At 66.4% G+C, this 18855-nt stretch carries 21 protein-coding genes; 8 read left to right on the plus strand and 13 right to left on the minus strand.

Going from position 1 to position 18855, the window contains the following annotated elements:
- Nucleotides 1–522: 522 nt before the first annotated feature.
- The 4 genes from EV560_RS19475 to EV560_RS19490 form a co-directional block, all read right to left on the minus strand.
- Nucleotides 523–1737, minus strand: a complete 1215-nt coding sequence (locus EV560_RS19475; RefSeq protein ID WP_165923545.1) for an acyltransferase family protein — start codon at nt 1735–1737, stop codon at nt 523–525.
- 987 nt (nt 1738–2724) lie between these two features.
- Nucleotides 2725–3264 (minus strand): GFA family protein, encoded by a 540-nt coding sequence (locus tag EV560_RS19480; RefSeq protein WP_348982245.1) that lies wholly within the window; start codon nt 3262–3264, stop codon nt 2725–2727.
- Nucleotides 3265–3452: 188 nt separating this feature from the next.
- Nucleotides 3453–3641, minus strand: a complete 189-nt coding sequence (locus tag EV560_RS19485) for a hypothetical protein (RefSeq protein WP_131857461.1) — start codon at nt 3639–3641, stop codon at nt 3453–3455.
- The gene (locus EV560_RS19490) at nt 3638–3943 is read right to left on the minus strand and encodes a hypothetical protein (RefSeq protein WP_131857462.1); all 306 of its coding nucleotides are present in this window, start codon (nt 3941–3943) and stop codon (nt 3638–3640) included. Before EV560_RS19490 ends, EV560_RS19485 begins: the two co-directional genes overlap by 4 nt.
- A 170-nt stretch (nt 3944–4113) precedes the next feature.
- Between EV560_RS19490 and EV560_RS19495 the strand changes: the two genes are divergently transcribed.
- Nucleotides 4114–4749 (plus strand): hypothetical protein, encoded by a 636-nt coding sequence (locus EV560_RS19495; RefSeq protein WP_131857463.1) that lies wholly within the window; start codon nt 4114–4116, stop codon nt 4747–4749.
- Between the two features lie 122 nt (nt 4750–4871).
- Here the strand turns inward: EV560_RS19495 and yacG are convergent, their stop codons facing one another.
- The 3 genes from yacG to EV560_RS19510 all read right to left on the minus strand — a co-directional run bounded on the left by yacG (nt 4872) and on the right by EV560_RS19510 (nt 6727).
- Nucleotides 4872–5078 carry a DNA gyrase inhibitor YacG gene (gene yacG / locus EV560_RS19500; RefSeq protein ID WP_131857464.1) on the minus strand — a complete coding sequence of 69 codons (207 nt, stop codon included), beginning with the start codon at nt 5076–5078 and terminating at the stop codon, nt 4872–4874.
- Entirely contained in the window at nt 5071–5892 is an 822-nt protein-coding gene (locus EV560_RS19505; RefSeq protein ID WP_131857465.1) for an SDR family NAD(P)-dependent oxidoreductase, read from the minus strand. The genes yacG and EV560_RS19505 overlap by 8 nt, the downstream gene beginning before the upstream one ends.
- 226 nt (nt 5893–6118) lie before the next feature.
- Nucleotides 6119–6727, minus strand: coding sequence for a Maf-like protein (locus EV560_RS19510; protein ID WP_131857775.1), 609 nt, complete (start codon nt 6725–6727; stop codon nt 6119–6121).
- Between the two features lie 309 nt (nt 6728–7036).
- Here EV560_RS19510 and EV560_RS19515 point away from each other — a divergent pair, with 309 nt between their 5' ends.
- Nucleotides 7037–7423 (plus strand): hypothetical protein, encoded by a 387-nt coding sequence (locus EV560_RS19515; protein WP_131857466.1) that lies wholly within the window; start codon nt 7037–7039, stop codon nt 7421–7423.
- Between the two features lie 75 nt (nt 7424–7498).
- Here EV560_RS19515 and EV560_RS19520 read toward each other — a convergent pair whose 3' ends face one another.
- From EV560_RS19520 to EV560_RS19540, 4 genes are all read right to left on the minus strand, one after another.
- Nucleotides 7499–8212: a hypothetical protein gene (locus EV560_RS19520; RefSeq protein WP_131857467.1), complete on the minus strand. Its 714-nt coding sequence runs from the start codon at nt 8210–8212 to the stop codon at nt 7499–7501.
- 90 nt (nt 8213–8302) lie between these two features.
- The gene (locus EV560_RS19525) at nt 8303–9148 is read right to left on the minus strand and encodes a CDP-alcohol phosphatidyltransferase family protein (protein ID WP_131857468.1); all 846 of its coding nucleotides are present in this window, start codon (nt 9146–9148) and stop codon (nt 8303–8305) included.
- A gap of 250 nt (nt 9149–9398) precedes the next feature.
- Nucleotides 9399–9626, minus strand: coding sequence for a DUF4279 domain-containing protein (locus tag EV560_RS36895; RefSeq protein ID WP_131857469.1), 228 nt, complete (start codon nt 9624–9626; stop codon nt 9399–9401).
- 13 nt (nt 9627–9639) lie between these two features.
- On the minus strand, nt 9640–10392 hold the full coding sequence (locus tag EV560_RS19540) for a phosphatidylserine decarboxylase (RefSeq protein WP_282568867.1): 753 nt from the start codon (nt 10390–10392) through the stop codon (nt 9640–9642).
- Between the two features lie 98 nt (nt 10393–10490).
- On the opposite strand from EV560_RS19540, the gene EV560_RS19545 reads away from it, so the two are divergent.
- From EV560_RS19545 to EV560_RS19570, 6 genes are all read left to right on the plus strand, one after another.
- The gene (locus EV560_RS19545) at nt 10491–10964 is read left to right on the plus strand and encodes a GNAT family N-acetyltransferase (RefSeq protein WP_131857471.1); all 474 of its coding nucleotides are present in this window, start codon (nt 10491–10493) and stop codon (nt 10962–10964) included.
- Nucleotides 10965–11080: 116 nt separating this feature from the next.
- Complete coding sequence (locus EV560_RS19550; RefSeq protein WP_131857472.1) at nt 11081–12652, plus strand: ABC transporter substrate-binding protein; 1572 nt, start codon at nt 11081–11083, stop codon at nt 12650–12652.
- 4 nt (nt 12653–12656) lie between these two features.
- Complete coding sequence (locus EV560_RS19555; RefSeq protein WP_165923547.1) at nt 12657–13517, plus strand: DeoR/GlpR family DNA-binding transcription regulator; 861 nt, start codon at nt 12657–12659, stop codon at nt 13515–13517.
- Between the two features lie 75 nt (nt 13518–13592).
- A complete protein-coding gene (locus EV560_RS19560) occupies nt 13593–14609 on the plus strand; it encodes an SDR family oxidoreductase (RefSeq protein WP_131857474.1) in 1017 nt (338 codons plus the stop codon).
- A 78-nt stretch (nt 14610–14687) separates the two neighbouring features.
- Nucleotides 14688–14939: a hypothetical protein gene (locus EV560_RS19565; protein WP_131857475.1), complete on the plus strand. Its 252-nt coding sequence runs from the start codon at nt 14688–14690 to the stop codon at nt 14937–14939.
- 173 nt (nt 14940–15112) lie between these two features.
- Complete coding sequence (locus EV560_RS19570; RefSeq protein ID WP_131857476.1) at nt 15113–16123, plus strand: Rossmann-fold NAD(P)-binding domain-containing protein; 1011 nt, start codon at nt 15113–15115, stop codon at nt 16121–16123.
- Between the two features lie 100 nt (nt 16124–16223).
- Here EV560_RS19570 and EV560_RS19575 read toward each other — a convergent pair whose 3' ends face one another.
- Together EV560_RS19575 and EV560_RS19580 are read right to left on the minus strand one after the other, a co-directional pair.
- Nucleotides 16224–16715 carry a hypothetical protein gene (locus EV560_RS19575; RefSeq protein ID WP_131857477.1) on the minus strand — a complete coding sequence of 164 codons (492 nt, stop codon included), beginning with the start codon at nt 16713–16715 and terminating at the stop codon, nt 16224–16226.
- Between the two features lie 108 nt (nt 16716–16823).
- Nucleotides 16824–18737, minus strand: a complete 1914-nt coding sequence (locus EV560_RS19580; protein WP_131857478.1) for an ABCB family ABC transporter ATP-binding protein/permease — start codon at nt 18735–18737, stop codon at nt 16824–16826.
- Nucleotides 18738–18855: the final 118 nt, after the last annotated feature.

An 18855-nucleotide genomic window follows, 5' to 3' on the forward strand; every position in this document is an offset into this window, starting at 1 on the left:
TGAATTTGGCAGCGCGCCACGACGGGATAGCGGCCGGCAGGCTGCATCGCCGCCCCATCCTCCTGCCCGGACGGGTTCCGCGAACAGGCGCGACTAGGGGCGTGCCCAGATGGAGGCTTGGCGGCCCGCTGCTGCCGACTTCGCAGCCGCTACGAGCGCGCCACGGCCCGAAGTCCGAGGGGCGTCGGTACATCCGCGAGCGCCCCTCGGTATTGGCAGCCATATTCGGCTGGAAACCAGTTTGCCACGATCCGATCCGCAGCGGATGTCGAAGGCGGATAGCAGCCTGCGCGCGTTGGGATTACGCCGCCTGATCACTCCCGCATCACCGCACCCCGCCGCCTCGGCGGCGGCGATCGTCTGCGGACCATCGCTCGTTCTCTTGTTCATCCGCCGTTGCGGCGGATCATGTCGAACCGTCCCCGGAAAGAGCTCTTCCCAAAGAGGCTGCCTGACGGCTTAGAGCGACGACTTAGCCGTTGGCGCCCTCGATCAAGTCGAGATGCGGTCTCTTACGCTTCTTCACAGCGCAGTGGCCGGCTTGGGCAGAATGCTGCGCAACAATTGGGCGCACAGAGCTCGGATCGGTTCTGCATTCAGTTCGATTTTGCGGTAGCAGATGTCGGAGAGGATAGCGGAGGCCGGCAGAACGACCAGGGCTTGCGTGGTCCCATAATGGAGTTCGCTCGAAAAAGCGGGCGGGTAGAACTGCACCGTCCCGACCCAGACGATCGCCATCACCGGATAGTGCACAAGATAGAGTGAGTAGCTGCGGTTTCCGACCCAGAGCATGGCGCGATAGGCCAGGGTGTCCTTGCCGGAGAACGCACTCTCCCTGGCCGCCAGCAGGACGACAATCGCAAAACACGCGCCCATCAAGGGCAGGCCGACTCCGTCGAGCAGATCCTTTGGCCCCGGTGCGAGCGGGCTGCCGCAAGCGAGGGCAATGACGATCGGCGCGGCCAGCATCAATGCCCCGATTGCCGTTCCGAAGCGCGAGAACGCGAACCCGGCCCGGTACGCGAAATAGGTGATGACCCCCAGCGCCATGAAATCGAATTTCCAGGCCGTGAGGTAGAGCGCTCCCGCAGATGGGGATGGCAACATGCCCCCGGTGGCTGTCGACAATCTCTGCCACATCGCGAGGGCATAGACACCAACTGCCACAGAGAAGATCAAGCGGCGTCCAAGCCGCGGGGAAAGGCGCAGAGCCGAGATCGCCGCAAGAACGACGGCAAAGCCGGCATAGAACTGGAATTCGACGGACAGCGACCACATCGCGGAATTGGTATAGAGGGCGGGACCGTCCCGGTTGATGAAGTACCCTCCCAGCACGGACAGGCTCTGTCGCGTGAATTCGGCAGTGCCGACGATCAACGCCTGGTCGGCCCATGAATTGCCGGCCGTGAGCCAGGACGCAAGAAACACCGCGAGTCCGCTGAGCGCGACGAAGGCCAGCATCGCCGGCAACAGGCGAAACGCGCGGCGCTGCAAGAAGCGGCCGGGTGCCATCGACGAACCTTCGACAACCGCCTTCGTCACGACGAAACCGCTGATGACAAAGAACAGCTCGACGCCAATCCAGAAGGGTGACGGCGGCTGGCCGGGCAGCATCGCCAGAAACGTGTTCGGCAGGCTCAGATGCGCCAGCAGGACCGAAAGGATGGCCACGGCGCGCAGGATCTGAATGTCGGCGATCTTCTCGCGCGGAGCAGGCGACAGGCTCGTCGGGGACATAGCGGGCTTCCAGATTGCGGCATCCCTATGACATGCTACAAGAGGGACGGCAACTTGGAGTAAACCGGCCCTGGGCACCATTCATCGTTCCACGATGTTTCAGCCAGCTTTCCAGACAACCCACAAACCGCGATTTCCCGAGCTTTTGTTGCGTGCCGAGTGGAACGCCCGGCGGCGGCTATCTATCAGTGCCGCAGCGTCCGACTTCGCGCTGCCCTATGATCCAGACCTCCTGCAACTTGTGGTATGTGACCGATCGCCAGCCTGGCGCATGGCTGCCACGAGCGCGCCACGACCCGAAAGGCCGAGGGATGTCGGTCCATTCGCGAGCGCCGCTCGGAGGCATGATTGGCTGGGAATGAGTTTGCCACGTTGCGCTCCGCAGCAGGATCTCGAAGGCGGATAGCTGTCCGTACGCGTTCGGATTGCACTGCCTGATTGCTCCGTAGCGCCGCCCCTGCCGCCTCCGCCGTCGCACATCGCCCGTTCACGTGTTCATCTGCCGTTGCGGCTGGCTCCTGCCGCCTTGGCTGCATCCAGGCGCCGGCCTTATGGACCCGCGGGACGACATGCGGGATGCTTGGCGCATGATCCGAATCGCTTTCGCCCTGCTCGCAATTGCGGCCCTTGGTGCCGACCAAGCGGCCCACGCTGCGGGCTCTTGCCGCCCCACCCGTGACGGCAAGGACCGCATCGAGCAAGCCGGCGGGTGCCCCAGCGGCTACTTCGCGCGGGGCGCCTGCTGCGAATCCTTCCAGGCCATCTCCCAGCCGACGACAGCCGGCACTGGCGCGAAGACCTGCCCGGCGGGCACCGTCGCGAAGCTTGGGGTTTGCGTAGCCGCGAAGTGACCAAGCCGTCGACTTTGGCAGGCTCGGAGACAAGTCGCCGCCGCCGCTCGATTGATGATCCAGCCCCTTGTTTTCGCATCGGCTTTTTCCGAAAACCGCAATCCACTTTCCGGGCCGATGCGCTGGAGACAAGGTCTCACTCTGAATGATGGATCGCCATGGCGCGAAGCGGTTCGAGCCAGTGATGCCGCTTCGCCTCCCAGCCGGAATGCGTGGGCGCCGGAAAGGTGGGATCGGCAAACGAGCCGACGGCTACGGCGATATGGCCGGGAAATGCCTCTGCTTCCCAGTACACGGTCGACCCGCAAAATGGGCAAAACCGGAATGACACCGAACGGCCGGCGTCCGACTGGCGCGTGAATTGGGTTGAGCGGCCCGACATGCTCGTCTGCTCTGGAGTGAACCACGCCTGACCACCGAAGACCGCTCCGGTCCTGCGCTGACATGCGAGGCAGTGGCAGATCGAAATCCGGACCGGCTCGCCGCTGCACATGATCTCCAGTTTTCCGCAGCTGCAGGCTGCGCGACGCATTGCCATGGACATGCCCCCTTTTGTTCGGCACGCACGATTGAGCGCTTCTGCGAATCGCGGAAATTCTCTATCGCCTTGTTTTGACGCATTTTCTTGACGCGAAGCCGTGTCCACCTCGCTCGAAATGCCAGCCACCAACGTCATTGCGAGCACCCGGGTCTCGCCTTCGGCAGGTTCGAGTACAGGCTCCGCGAAGCAAACCAGGGCGGCCGGCCACCCAGTCCCCCTGGATTGCTTCGTCGCTCTCGCTCCTCGCAATGACGGGGGAGGTCAGGCGTGGATCACCGGCCCGGTCGGCGTCGCAGCGTCGAAACTAGTCGATAGGAAGAGTCTCACTGCAACCAGCGCTTCTGCTCCCATTCCTCGAAGGCCTCGGTCAGCGCGATCAGCTCCACCTCTTCGGCCGTATCCTCGAGGCAGCCGAGCAGGAGGTCGATCCGTTCCTGGACGCGCTGGCAGTCCAGCTCGGTCTCGATCGTGACCGGCGCGACGGTCTCCGGAAGGGCGATGGCGGGGATCATTCCTTGCTCAGCTTTCCGAGATTGCCGGGCAGGTCGGCGACGGGCAGGTGGTCACCGGTCCTGGGCTTGCCGCCTTCGGGCGCCGCGCCATCCTGGTCATCGTCCTGCTCGCGCAGCATGTCGCCGGCAGCGGCGAGGACATCGTCCGGAGGGGCCATGTCCTCCTGCAGATGCCACTCGACGAAATCGCGGCTCTTATGGGTACGCTCGGCGAGTTCCGCGACCCAGTCCTGGTGCGGGAAGCGGCCGGCGAGCGTGAGGGCGAGATCCCGCCCCGTGCCGATATGGTCGATGGCTGCCATGATCGCACTCCTCCTCTTGCCGCGCCCGCTGGAAGAACGTTTGCCTCGGCGCGGCAGTTCCGCCTGGAGCGGTCTCGTTGCCCCCAAATCCTCCATTTCCCCCCTTGGGAAAAGCGGCGCTTCAAGGCATGGTTCCGCGCGCCGGCCTGCTGCCGGGAGGGGGATCAGGGATGCGTGTGTTGCGGCCGGCTGGTTTTTGCGTCTTCGGCGCCGCTGTGCTGATCGCGGCTCATGCCGCGGCGCAGGCGCCGGCAGAGATCGACTGCAGCGGCCCCTTCGCGAAGAACGCCGATGAGGCGGGGCTGATCAAGGCCTTCGGCGCCGCCAATGTGCAGAAGGCCGATATCGATGTCGGCGAGGGCATGACCGAGCCCGGCACGATCCTGTTCCCGAAGGATCCGAAGCGCCGGCTCGACATCCTCTGGCGCGACAGCGCGAAGCGCAGCCAGCCGAGCGCGATCATGATCCGCGACAACAGCGCCTGGACGATCACCGCGCCCGGCGAGGCGCGGACCAAGATCAGGATCGGCACGCCGTTGAGCACGGTGGAAGCCGGCAATGGCGGGCCGTTCACGATCAACGGCTTCGGCTGGGATGGCGGCGGCTATGCCGGCGACTGGCGCGGCGGCAGGCTCGGCAAGCATCCGGCCGGCTGCACGATCACTGTGCGATTCGACCCGGACCCGAAGGCCAGTCCCAAGGCGCTGGACCGGGTCAATGGCGACAAGCCGTTCGCCTCCTCGAACGCCAATATGCGGGCGGTGAAGCCGGTGGTCAGCAGCATCAGCCTGGACTGGGGTCTCTAAATTCGCATCGGCATTGTCCGAAAACCGCAATCCACTTTTCGGGCCGATGCGCGAGCGCCGATTGTTTTCGCATCGGCTTTCTCCGAAAACCGCAATGCACTTTTCGGGCCGATGCGCGGTGCTTACCGCTCGTCATCCTCGCGGCGGGAGGGCGCGGTCTCGGCCTCGTCGATCGGCTCGCCGGGCACGACATAGCTGCCCTTCAGCCAGCGGCCGAGATCGATATCGGCGCAGCGCGCCGAGCAGAACGGCTTGTAGCGCTGCACCGAGGGCTTGCCGCAGATCGGGCATGGCCTTGCCGGCGGCGCGGTATTGGGTTGATCAGCCATATTTGAGCGTGACGCCTCCGTCGACGACGAGTTCGATGCCGGTGACATAGCGCGCTTCGTCGCTGGCGAGGAAGAGCGCGGCATAGGCGACATCCCAGGCCTCGCCCATATGGCCCATCGGCACCTGCGCGTCGCGCGCCGCCCACATCGCGGCGACGTCGCCTTCGCCATAGACCTGGGCAAGGCCGGCGGAATGTTCAACCATCGGCGTCTTCATCAGCCCGGGCAGGATGGCGTTCACGCGGATCTTCTGCGGGGCATATTGCGCGGCGGTGGTGCGGGTGAGCTGGTTCAGCGCCGCCTTGGTGGCGGAATAGCTGGCATAGGGCACGCCGGTATGGCGGATCGAGGCGATCGATGAGATATTGATGATCGAGCCGCCCTCGCCCGTCTCGTCGAACTGGCGCTGCATCACCGGGATGACATGCTTCATCGCCAGGAAGGCGCCGGTGAGGTTCACCCTGAAGACGCGCTCCCAGGTCTCCTGCGGCAGGTCGACGACGCTGCCGACCTCGGCGATGCCGACATTGTTGTCGAGAATATCGATGCGGCCATAGCGGCCGAGCGCCCGGCCGACGAGATCGGCCACGGCATCGGCCCTGGTGACGTCGGCCTCGACCGCGAAGGCCTGGCCGCCCTCGTTCTGGATGATCGCGGCAGTCTCCTCGGCGGCGTCGCGGTTGATGTCGGCGCAGATCACCCTGGCGCCTTCGCGCGCGAAGATCGTCGCCGTCGCCTTGCCATTGCCCCAGCCAGGTCCGATCGAGCCCGCTCCGGCGACGATCGCCACCTTGCCCCTGAGACGCTCCGACATCTGCACTGCCCTCCCTGCGGCGCCTTGTGACCGGCGCGGTTGCGGCGGCAAGGATCGGGGTTTCGGGCGGCCGGGGCAAGCCGTTCCGAGATCGTTCGAGACTTCGCTGGGGAGAGTCGAGTGGTGTGGCCGTCGAAAACGGAGCGCAGCGGACGTCCTGTGCGTGAGCACCGGACGCGCAGAGGGCCGCGTCAGGCGGCCGCCGCAGGAGAAGCAGCGAAGGCTCTCAGGCGACGTTCATCCAGCCGAAGCGGATCGGAAAACCCTCGCCACCGAGCAGGTTGACCGTCTCGTAGAGCGGCAGGCCGACGACGCTGGAATAGGAGCCGACGAGCTTGACCACGAAGGAGCCGGCAATGCCCTGGATGGCATAGGCGCCGGCCTTGCCGCGCCATTCGCCCGAGGCGAGATAGTGCTCGAGATCCTCGCTCGAGAGCCGCTTGAAGCGCACGCGGGTCTCGACAATGCGGTCGCGAATCGCGCCGCCGGGGGTCACCAGGGCGACGCCGGTATAGACGCGGTGAGCGCGGCCGGAGAGCAGGCGCAGGCAGGCGGCGGCCTCGTCGACGATCTCGGCCTTGGGCAGGATGCGGCGGCCGAGCGCGACCACGGTGTCGGCGGCGACGATGTAGCAGCCTTCGAGATCGGGCCGGGTCTTTGCGACTTCGCGAGCCTCCTCGGCCTTCTCGCGGGCGAGCCTGCGAGCGAGATCGCGCGGGCGCTCGCCCTTATGCGGCGTCTCGTCGAGATCGGCCGGCAGCATCGCGTCCGGCTTCAGGCCGGCCTGCTCCAGCAGGGCGAGCCGGCGCGGCGAGGCCGAGGCCAGGACCAGCATCGGACGCCAGCCGGGATGTTTGGGAGATGAGAAGAAACTCAGGGCAGCCTCCTGGTCGGCCACGATCGGCCACCCACTGGACTTGAATGCCTGTAAATCATTTTGGCCTACTGCGAAATCGTGAAGCGGAGCGCAAAAGCGCACTGGCATGCAGCATGCCGAATGCGCATATTTTGCGCAGCAGCATCCCGTTCTTCGCATTGCAGCTTGGCCGAAGCCTTGTCAGACTATGATCGCGGGACGTCGCTTTGCCCCGCGAGGCCACGGCCAGGGCGCCGCCCTCCCCCGCTCCCGGAGACTCTTTCCCACATGGCAGCTTCGAACCGGCGCTCGCGTCCCGCTGCTGGGACGGCGGTGGAGACGCAGGCGCTCGTCAGCAAGGTGCTGACCATGCAGGCCGATGCCGGCCTCACCATCGCGATGCGGATGCCGATCCTGCTTCAGGGTGCGCTCGGCGATACCCGTGGCCAGCGCGAGGCGGCGAAGGCCGTGACCGAGAAAGTCTCTGCGGTGATGGAGAGCGGCTTTGCCGCAAGCCAGGCGGTCGGGCTGTTCTGGTGGGGCATGGCGCTCAATCCGCTCGCCCAGGTCGATATCGCGGAAGCCGCCGCCAAGGCCGCCAACAGCGCGCTCGAGCCGTTCTCGAAGCGCACCCGCGCCAATGCGGCGCGGCTCAGCGGGCGCAAGCGGCGCTAGTTCATTGTTTTCGCATCGGCTTTTCCGAAACCCGCGATCCACTTTCGGGCCGATGCGCTGGCGGCGCGCCGACGACTAGCTCGAGCCATAATCGTATTTGGCCGCGAACCGGTATTTCCGCTTCCGCTCGGCGCACCAAGCCGGAAAGCTGCCTGCACCCTCGCGGGAAAAGGCGATCCAGTCCGCCACCAGCGCTTCGAAATAGCGCAGCTCACCGGCCGCTGCCGCAAATAGCACCGGGTCCGGTGCGCCTTCGATATAAGTTCCGAGGCTCTTCAAATCCTCGACAGTCTCGTCGACGCTGCCGATGAAGAAGTTCTCGTCGAGGTGATGCGTCGCATAATTGATATGATGGAGCGTCCGCTCGACCAGCCGGCGACGGACGGGCAGGTCGTCCGGCGCCATCGCCAAGGCGCGGGCGAGCAGATGGTCGCTGTGCTTGAGGAAGCCGAGCCAGCGCAGAGGCGTGATCGATCCCGGCTCATCCTCCATCCATGTTTCCAGGACGGGAAACAGGAAGCGGGCCCGAAGCGGCTGCGCCAGGAACTGATGAGCCTCCTTGGTCCTGTCGTGCAGTTCGAGGATATCGACTGCCGCCGCTCGCGCCTCCGGGCCGTCGAATTCGGAGGCCAGCTTCAGGAATTGCTCCAGGGCCGCAAGCGCCTGCCTGCGCAGCCCGCGGCTGCGGAGGCCGCAATAGTCGCCCAGCAAGCGCAGGCGGGGATGCGCGCGCAGCTCCTCGGCGAGCGCGTCCAGCCCCTCAAAATTGCGTCGATTCGAATGGTACATCCCGGCCGCCATCCCTGTCCCGCCGCCCGGCGGGACACCCTGCACTCAGAGTGGATCGGCTGCGATCGCAATCCTGCCCTGCGGCCCCATTCAGGGCGCAGCTTCCGCCTTCTCGTCAACCGGCGCCGGCACTGCCCGAGCCGCATTATATTCGCGGTCGAGCTTGCGATAGCGCGCGGCGCTGACCGGAATCAGAGCGAGATAGCTCACGACGATCAGCGAGAGCATCTCGAACGGATAGGCGACGACGAGGCCGGCCAGCACGACCACGGCGACGAAGATCGGCAGCACCATCTCGCGCGGCACGCGGGTGCCGAGCGTCTTGCCGGCATAGCAGGGGATGCGCGAGATCGTCAGGAAGGCGATGAAGAGGATATAGGCGCCGACGAAGACGGCGCCGTATTCCTGCACCGGCAGGCCGATGAAATGCAGGTAGAGCGGCAGCATCGCCGTGACCGCGCCTGCGGGCGCCGGCATGCCGACGAAGAAGTTCTTCTGCCAGTCGGGCCGGTTGGGATCGTCGAGCATCACGTTGAAGCGCGCGAGCCTCAGCGCCATGGCGCAGGCGAGCGTCAGCGCGATGATCCAGCCGAAGGAGCGCAAGTCGTGCAGGACGAAGATCCAGAGCACATAGCCGGTCGCGACACCGAAATTGACGAAATCGGAGAGCGAATCGAGCTCGGCGCCAAAGCGCGAGGTGCCTTTCAGGAAGCGGGCGAGCCGGCCGTCGACGCCGTCGAGCAGCGCGGCGGCGAGGATGCAATAGGTCGCGGTGTCGAGCTTGCCCTCGACCACGAGCCGCATCGCGGTGAGACCGAGGCAGAGCGCCAGCAAGGTGATGACGTTGGGCGCGATCAGGCGGAACGGGATCGCCTTGAAGCGGGCGCGCTTCGATTCGACCGGCTCGGGCGCGAAGGGAGGAAAGAGATCGCTCATGAGCGCGGGAATACGCGGTTTTGACGGCGGAGGCTAGGCGGGGTCCTCACGCTGGGAGAACGCCGGTCAATCATCATTGACCCCGTAAACGTCGATATCGAGATACAGGCCACGCGAGCCGAGCGCGACCATTGTTTCAGGCTCCAAACCGATACCCTCGTTCCGGCTCTCCAAAAACAGCCCAGCGAAGATCATCCCACCGAAACGGCTGGAGAGACCCGCCAGATTGCCAAATCCGAGCTGAGTGGAGTCAGTAAGCCCGCAATCTGCATATCGAGATTGCCGGGCCGAACGCGCTCGGCATTGAGCCTCCAAAGGCCGCTGCCGCAGATTGTTTCTCGCCCGTTGGCGTCAAACGCAGCTCGCCCTTACGATAGGCTTGCGTCGGGATGGCGCCGAGCAGACGGGAGATTTCGGCAGGGTCGAGATCATCCCCACAAAAGCGCAGCGCTGCCGCTGTCTCCGATAGCTCGCCCATACCGACCCGGCGCTCAGATCGATCGGAACGCCCGCTTGAGCTCGCTCGCGCTCATATCGGCCAGCACGGTCTCGCCGGCGATCGCCGTCTGGCCCTCGCCGACCAGCGGAATCACGGTCTGGGGCAGGTAGACATCGACGCGCGAGCCGAAGCGGATCAGCCCGAAACGCTCGCCGGTCGTGATCGGGTCGCCCTGCTTGACGAAGGGCACGATGCGGCGGGCGATGAGCCCGGCGATCTGGACGACGCCGACGATGCCCGCCGGCGTCTCGATCGCCAGCGCGTTGCGCTCATTGTCGTCGCTCGCCTTGTCGAGCTCGGCATTGAGGAAGAGCCCGGGCGTATAGGCCATCCTGACGATGGTGCCGGCCACCGGGGCGCGGTTCACATGGCAGTCGAAGACATTCATGAAGATCGAGATGCGCGTCATCTGCTCGGCCGGCAGCTCGAGCTCCGGCGGCGGCAGCGCGAGCGCGACCTGGCTGACGCGGCCATCGGCCGGCGAGATCACCAGCCCCTCGCGTTGTGGCGTGATCCGCACCGGGTCGCGGAAGAAATAGCAGATCCACAGGGTGATCAGCGCGCCGACCCAGCCGAAGGGCTCCCAGAGCTGGCCGAGCACGATGGTCGCCACCAGGCCGATCGCGATGAAAATATAGCCCTCCTTGTGGATGGGCACGATCAGCTTGCGGCAGGAATCGATCAGCGACATGAAAATCTCGTCTTGTTGGCGCTTATGCGCGGGCTTTCGCGCGGAGCGGCCCACGCGCACAGTGGCGGGAGATTTAGGGGGTTCGGCCCTCCGGGGGAAGAGCCTCGCCGCCGCCAAGCGGATTTGACGCGAATTCCAGGGAGTCGCGGGCCATGATGCGCTTCAGCCATGCGGAGACCGCCTCGTTCGCCGAGCTGCGCCATGACGAGGTCAGCCTGCGCCTCAGCGAGCGCCGCGAGGCCGAGACCTCGCCCTGGGGCGCCCTCGCCTATCGATTCGACATCCTGGTCGCCGGCGAACGCGCCGGGACGATCAGCCTGCGGATCGGCACCAGCTACCTCCTGACCCACCTTGCCGGCCAGATCGGCTTCTCGGTCGAGCCGCCGTTCCGGGGGCGCGGATTGGCCCGCAAGGCGGTGCTCGCCCTGCTGCCCGCCGCCCGGGCCCATGGGCTCGATGAGCTCTGGCTGACCACGACCGAGGATAATCTCGCCTCGCGGCGCACGCTGGAGAAGCTCGGCTGCAGCTTCGTCGAGCGCGTGCCGGTGCCGGAGAACTATGTCTCCTACGCCCAGGGCGAGCGCGAGAAGCTGCGCTTTCGCCTCGCGCTCGATCGGGGCCCGTGACCGAGCCAAACCAATTCGGTCATAAATTCACATAAGCAAATAAAATCGGTCATCCAACTGTCGTCCGCCTGCGCTTCACTGCTGCCGAAGCTCAGGAAGGCCAGATGGAGGGCCAGATGGACCATTCGAAGTTGACGCGCCGCCAGGCGCTTGCGGCGGGGCTCGCCGCCAGTCTCGCCGGCAGCATGGGCGCTCAAGTGCAGGCGCAGGAGAAAGACCGGAAGGCGTTGCGGATCGCGATGTCCGGCTATCCGCCGGCGCTCGAGCCGGTGCTGTTCAACCACACGGCGACGCGGCGCGTGGCGCCGCAGATGTTCGACACGCTCACCGCCTTCGACCATGGCCGCGGCATGGCGCTGCGGCCGGCGCTGGCCGAGCGCTGGGAGCGGATCGACGCCAGGACGCTGAAGCTCTTCCTGCGCAAGGGCGTCACCTTCCATGATGGCAGCCCGTTCACGGCCGAGGATGTCGCCTTCAGCCTCGGGCCGGACCATCTGCTCGGCCCCGGCCGCTCGGGCCGTTCGATCGCGATGCAGACGCTCTCGACGCTCGACCGGGTCGAGGTGGTCGATCCCTTCACCGTGATCCTGCACGCCAGGGAGAACGATGCGCTGCTGGAGCAGCGGCTCGCCGCCTGGGGCGCCGAGATCGTCGGCAAGCGCGCCTTCGATGCCGCCGGCTCCTGGGACAAGTGGACGGCGGCGCCGGTCGGCACCGGTCCCTATAAGCTCGTCGAGCAGAAGCTCGACCTGCATGTCCGCCTCGCGGCGCATGATGCCTATTGGGGCGGGCGCCCGCATTTCGAGACGGTCGAATACAAGATCGTGCCCGAACTGGCTTCGCGCGTGAACGGCCTTATCACCAACCAGTACGACATCGTCACCGATGTCTCGCCCGACCAGTTCCAGGACGTGCAGAACCGCAAGGAGCTGGAGATCGTCGGCGGCGCCGTGCAGAACCTGCGCTTCCTCTCGATCGACCAGACCGCGCCGCTGCTCAGGGATCCGCGCGTGCGCCGCGCGCTCAGCCTCGCCATCGACCGCAAGCTCTTCCTGGAGACCTTGTGGGACAACCGCGTGCCGGCGCCGAACGGCTTCCAGCTGCCGAGCTTCGGCCAAGGCTATATCGAGACTTTCCCGGCGCTGGCCTATGATCCGAAGCTGGCGCGCGAGCTGCTCGCGGCCGCCGGCTACAAGGGCGAGCCGATCACCTATCGCCTGCTCAACAACTACTACACCAACCAGACCGCCGGCGCGCAGGTGATGCTGGAAATGTGGAAGGCGGTCGGGCTCAACGTCCAGATCGAGATGATGGAGAATTTCTCGCAGATCCAGAAGAAGCCGGTGAACGCGATCTACGATTCCTCCTCGACCGCGATCTTCCTCGACCAGCTCGGCCAGGCCTGGCGCGAATTCGGCCCGAACGGCACCTTGCCGAAACAGGTCGGAATCTGGTCGAATGAGGAGTATTTCGCCCTGGGCAACAAACTCCAGACCACCGTCGAAACCGCTGAGCGCCGCAAGATCCTGACCCGCATGCTCGAAATCGTCGACCGGGACGACCCGCCCGTCATCATCCTGCACGTGTCCGGCCAGTTCTATGGCAAGCGCAAGGATACGCCCTGGCTGCCGGGGCAGACGCTCGACCTCGATTTCGGGCCGTTCAACGGGGCGTTCGCACGAGGCTGACCGGATGCGAGACAGCGAAGAGCGCACATTGCGCAACCGGGCGGGCGGAGCGCTTAGCGCCGCTCGCCAGCAGGAAATCCTGAGCCTGATCTCGCGCGGCGAGATCCTCGCCGTGAACGCGCTCGCCGAGCGTTTCGGCGTGTCGCAGGAGACCGTCCGGCGCGACATCCGGGCGCTGGAGGAGGCCGGGCTGCTGCAGCGCGTCCATGGCGGCGCGATGCCGACGGGCACGGTCGATCTCGCGGCGCGCCGGCCGGTGCAGGAGCGCCTCGGCCTTGGCCGCGAGGCCAAGCTCGCGGCGGCGCAGGCGGCGCTGCCGCTGTTCAGGGACGGGATGAACGTCTTCCTCGGCGGCAGCTCGACCATGCTGTTCCTGGCCGAGGCCCTGGCGCGGCGGCCGCTGTCGCTGACCGTCACCACCAACATGGTCGATATCGCGACCGCGCTCGCCGGCAACAGCACCTGCGAGGTCTCGCTGCTCGGCGGCATCCTCAAGCCGGCGACGCATACGTTGACCGGCGTCGAGACGATCCGGGCGCTCGAGCGCCGGGTCTTTGATCTCGCGCTCTGCGGCGCCAGCGCCTTCGACCCGGTGCATGGCATCCTCGGCCCGAGCGCTTGGCATGCCGAGATCGGCGACACGCTGGGCCGCCAGGCGCGCCGGCTCGCCTATGTGATCGACGCCTCGAAATTCGGCCGCTCGGATGCGCATGTCGTGCGCCCCATCACCGGCCTGCATGCGATCGCGACCGACAAGGAGCCCGACGCGGCCTGCCGCAGTGCCTGCGACGCGGCCGGGATCGACCTGCTCATCGCCGCGGCGGATGCCACCGACACGGCGGCGGAAGGCGGCAAGCCGGCCTGAGCCCGGCGACGGAACCCCGCCCTGCCCGCGACGTTGCCAAGCCGAGCGCCGCAACCAACCGGCAGGGAGGCCGCGATGGCGAAATCAGCAACCAAACTCAAGGCCGAGAAGCCTAGCAAGGGCGTGAAGCCCGGCAAGGGCGTGAAGGCCGCCGCCAAGCAGCAGCGGCGCATCCAGAAGCAGGTGGCGCGGGCCGATGCGCGGCCGCAGACGCGCAAGAGCGGCGCGATGCAGGCCGGCATGCGGCTCTATCCCGAGCCGCCCTTTCCGAAGCAGCATCAGCCGAAACCCGGTTCGGAAGCGCTCCTCGATCCGGCGCCGATGTATGACGCGCCCTATTACAAGGGCTCCGGCAAGCTCGACGGCAAGGTCGCGATCATCACCGGCGGCGATTCCGGCATCGGCCGCGCCGTCGCCGTGCTGTTCGCGCGCGAGGGCGCCGATGTCGCGATCCTGCATCTCAGCGAGAGCGAGGATGCCGAGGAGACCTGCAGGGCGATCGAGGCGGAGGGACGGCGGGCGCTGAGCCTCGCCGGCGACGTGCGCGAGGCGCGCTTCTGCCGCAAGGCGGTGGCCGAGGTGGTCAAGGCCTTCGGCAGGCTCGACGTACTCGTCAACAATGCCGCGTTCCAGGTGCATGCGCCGAGCTTCGAGGAGCTCACCGAGGAGCATTTCGACACGACGCTGAAGACCAATCTCTACGGCTATTTTCACATGGCGCAGGCGGCCGTGGTGCATATGGGCCCGGGCAGCGCGATCGTGAATTCAGGCTCGGTGACCGGGCTCGAAGGCTCGAAGCAACTGATCGACTACGCCACGACCAAGGGCGGCATCCATGCCTTCACCCGCTCGCTCGCCTCGCATCTGGTGCCGCGCGGCATCCGGGTCAACGCGGTGGCGCCCGGCCCGGTCTGGAGCCCGCTCAACCCCTCCGACAAGACGGCAGAGGATGTCTCGCAATTCGGCGCGCAGGTGCCGATGAAACGCCCGGCCCAGCCGGAGGAGATCGCGCCGGCCTATGTCTTCCTCGCCTCGCCGCATTGCTCGAGCTACATCACCGGCGAGATCCTGCCCGTGATCGGCGGATACTGAAGCGCCCTTTGTGGGCTGCATCACAGAAGCGCGGCACCGTTTCAGCGCATGTGGGGTCACCGACAGGAGACCTCAGCCATGGCTCACGATCGCAACGGCACCTTCAATGCCCGGACCACCGCCCTCGACCTGGCGGCGATGCGGGCGCTCGCGACACCAGAGATCAACGACCTCAGCGAGCTGACATCGTCGCTCAAGCGGCTCACCAGCTTCGCCTGGCGCAGCTTCGGCGAGCGCGCCGTCATCAATCCCGGCCTGCTCGGCAACCTCGGCCGCGCGGTGACGACGATGCGGACCGCCCGGTCCTTCGCCGGCCCGGAGCTGCGCTGAGGCCTGGCGCTACGCTGAGGCCTGCCGATCATCTAACGTCTTGTTTTCGCATCGGCTTTTCCGAAAGCCGCAATCCACTTTTCGGGCCGATGCGCTAGGGCAGGATTGACAAAAGCCCGCGCCTCCACAAATTACCATCAGTAACTTACTAATGGTAACCAATGGAGGCTTTCATGGCGGCAATCCCGCAAGACCCGGTTCTCATCATCGGCGGCTCCGGCGTCGTCGGCTCGCTCGCGGCGCGCATGCTTCGGCAGGCGCAGCCGGAGTTGCCGATCACCATCGGCGGGCGCGACCTCGCCAAGGCCAAGGCCGTGGCGCGCGGGATCGGCAAGGCCGATGCGGCCGCAATCGATCTCGACCGGGCCGATCTCGGCCTGCCCGAGGGGCGCCGGCATTCGGCGATCGTCGTCTTCGTCAAGGATGCCGGGCTCAACGCGCTGCACTATGCGCAGGCGCACGGCATTCCCCATCTCAGCGTCTCCAGCGGCGTCTTCGAGGTCGGGCCCGAAATGGCGCTGCAGGTCCACAAGCCGCAAGCCGCTCCCGTGCTGATGGCGAGCCATTGGCTCGCCGGCGTCGCCGTGCTCCCGGCCCTGCACCATGCCCGGGATTTCGCGCGGGTCGACGCGATCAGGATCGGCGTCGTGCTCGACGAGCAGGATATGGGCGGGCCGGCGGCCTATGCCGATTACGAGCGCCTGACCACGGCCGCGCCGCATGCGCTGATCCTGAAGGACGGCAAGTGGAACTGGGCCAAGGGCGAGGACGGCGCGCGCCGCTTCGTCAATGTCGACGGCACCGAGTTGCCGGGCCAGGCCTATTCGCCGCTCGACGTGATCAGCCTGGCAGCCGCGACCTCGGCGCGCGACATCCGCGTCGACCTGCATTACGGCATCTCGGCCGGGCGCCAGCAAGGCGGCGCCTTCTCGAGCGACCTCGTCATCGAGATCGCCGGCGAGGGCCGCGACGGCAAGCCGCTCAGCCAGCGCCATGAGATCAGCCATCCGCAGGGCCAGGCGCCGATCACCGCGCTCGGCGTCACCGTCGGCACCGAGCGCCTGCTCGGACTCGCCGGCGGCCCGCCGGTCCAGCCCGGCCTCTACCTGCCGGAAACGCTGATCGAGCCGGCCTATTTCATCGCGCGGCTCGAGGGAATCGGGACGACCTTCCGGCGGGCCTAGCCGCGAACGTCATTGCGAGCATAGCGAAGCAATCCACGGGCGGCAGCGCTCCACGTCCTCCTGGATTGCTTCGTCGGCTGCGCCTCCTCGCAATGACGGGTCAGGCGTGGACGGTGGGCCCGGCGGCGAAGCGGCGGCCGCAGAGCCAGGTCAGCACCGCGAAGACGAGGAAGAGCAGGCCCTGCGCGATGGCGAAGGGCGGCTCGGACTGGGTCGGCGCGAGCGCCTTGAGCGCCGGCACCTTCAGGAAGGCCTGGAACACCCCGACGAAGCAGAGCAGGTAATGCGCGATCACCACGCAGATCGCGTAGATGCGGCGCCAGGCGCCTTCGAGCATGCGGGCATAGAGGCCATAGCCGGCCAGGCCGATCAGGATGAGCGAGACCACGCCGAAGATATGCGAGGGCAGCACGCCGTTGAACGGGAAGGCGAAGCCGGTCGCGCTCGTGGCGAAGGCGGTGGAGAGGAAGGTCCCGGTCCAGCCGGGTGCCATATGGCCCTTTAGCAGGGCGGGAATGACGAAGAAGCCCGCGGCGATCGCGATCAGGCTGAGCCAGGTGTGAAAGCCGGTAAGTGTGGTCGGATCGAACATGAAAAGCCCCCGCCTCGCCTTCCGCGGCGCGGAAGCTGCCGGGACCATGCCGCAAGAGCAGCGGGCTTTCCAGCGCTTCCGCGAGTTCGTCGAAGTCGAAACTGCCTCTTATTCGGTCAGGCTGACGCGAACGCTCTCGCCCTCTTCCGCCGTGGCGCGCTGCAGCGTCGCCTTGGCCTCGTCGACCTGGCGCTGGCGGTTCCAGAGCGCGGCATAGACGCCGTCGGCAGCGAGCAATTCGCGGTGATGGCCGCGCTCGACGATCAGGCCCTTGTCGAGCACGATGATCTCGTCGGCATTGATCACGGTCGAGAGCCGGTGCGCGATGACCAGCGTGGTGCGGCCCTGGCTGACCCGGTCGAGCGCGTCCTGGATCTCCTTCTCGGTGAAGGAATCGAGCGCCGAGGTCGCCTCGTCGAGCACGAGGATCGGTGGCCCCTTCAGGATGGTGCGGGCGATGGCGACGCGCTGCTTCTCGCCGCCCGAGAGCTTCAGGCCGCGCTCGCCGACCGAGGTATCATAGCCCTCCGGCAGCGACTTGATGAAGCGGTCGATCTGGGCGAGCCGCGCCGCCTCCTCGATCTCCTCCTGGGTGGCGTCGGGGCGGCCATAGCGCAGGTTGTACTCGATCGTGTCGTTGAACAGCACGGTGTCCTGCGGGACCATGCCGATGGCGGCACGCAGCGAGACCTGCTGCACGGCGGCGATATCCTGTCCGTCGATCCGGATGCGCCCTTGCTGCGGCTCGTAGAAGCGGAAGAGCAGCCTGGAGATCGTCGACTTGCCGGCGCCGGAGGGGCCGACGATCGCGACGGTCTTGCCCGGCGGCACGGTGAAGGAGATGCCCTTCAGGATCGGCCGCTCCGGGATATAGGCGAAATGCACGCTCTCGAAGCTGACCTCTCCTGCGTTCACGCGCAGCGGCGGCGCGCCGGGGCGATCCTGGATCTCGGGATCGCGGCCGATCAGCGCGAACATCTGCTCGATGTCGAGCGTCGCCTGCTTGATCTCGCGATAGACCGTGCCCATGAAGTTCAAGGGGATGTAGAGCTGGATCAGCATGGCGTTGATCAGCACGAAATCGCCGACCGTGTTGATGCCCGCCTTGAAGCCCTGCACGCACATCACCATCGAGATGGTGAGGCCGACGGCGAAGATCGCCGCCTGCCCGAAATTGAGCATGGCGAGCGAGGTATAGGCCTTGATCGAGTTGCGCTCGTAGCGCGCCATCGAGATATCGTAACGCGCCGTCTCGCGCGCCTCGGCGCCAAAATACTTCACCGTCTCGAAGTTGAGCAGCGAGTCGATCGCCTTGGCATTGGCGTCGGTGTCCGAGTCGTTCATCTCGGCGCGGATGGCGATGCGCCATTCCGTGGCCTTGATGGTGTAGGTCATGTAGCCGACGACCATCAGCACGAGCACGACGACATAGAGCCAGTCGAACAGGGCCAGCAGCACGGCGATGATCAGGGTGACCTCGATGATCACCGGCACGAGCTGATTGAGCCCGAGCCGAACCATTTCCTCGATGCCGTTGCGGCCGCGCTCGAGCACACGGGTGAGCCCGCCGGTCTTGCGCTCCAGGTGGAAGCGCAGCGAGAGATGATGCAGATGCGCGAAGGTCTGCAGCGCCAGCGTGCGCACCGCATGCATGAAGACCGGGGCGAAGATCGCATCGCGCAATTGCACGAAGGCGGCCGAGCCGACACGGGCGAGACCGTAGATCACCGTCAGCGCCAGCGGCGCGCCGACGAGGAAGGGCAGCCAATGGCCGAGCGTCGTCGGGTTGTTGGCGAGCGCGTCGGTCGCCCATTTGAAGGTGAAGGGCACGCCCATCAGCACGAGCCGACCGACGACCAGCAGCACGAAGGCGGCGACCACGCGCTGGCGCAGGTCGGCCCGTTCCGGCGGCCAGAGATAGGGCCAGAGTGCGCGGAAGGTGGCGACGAAGCCGGAGCCCGGCTGGAGCACGGCCGAGCGCGCGAAGGTCGGCGCCGGATGAGGCGCGGCAGGCGGGGACATTTTTCAGCGATTCCAAGTTGGCCCGGCCCATATAGACGCGTTCGACGCCGAATGCATGGGCTCAGTCGCAAGCACTCGGTTGCGATAATCGCGGGATCGTTACGCCTTGTTATCGTCG

The organism is Allobosea sp. BK604 (genome assembly GCF_004341515.1).
Lineage (GTDB): Bacteria > Pseudomonadota > Alphaproteobacteria > Rhizobiales > Beijerinckiaceae > Allobosea.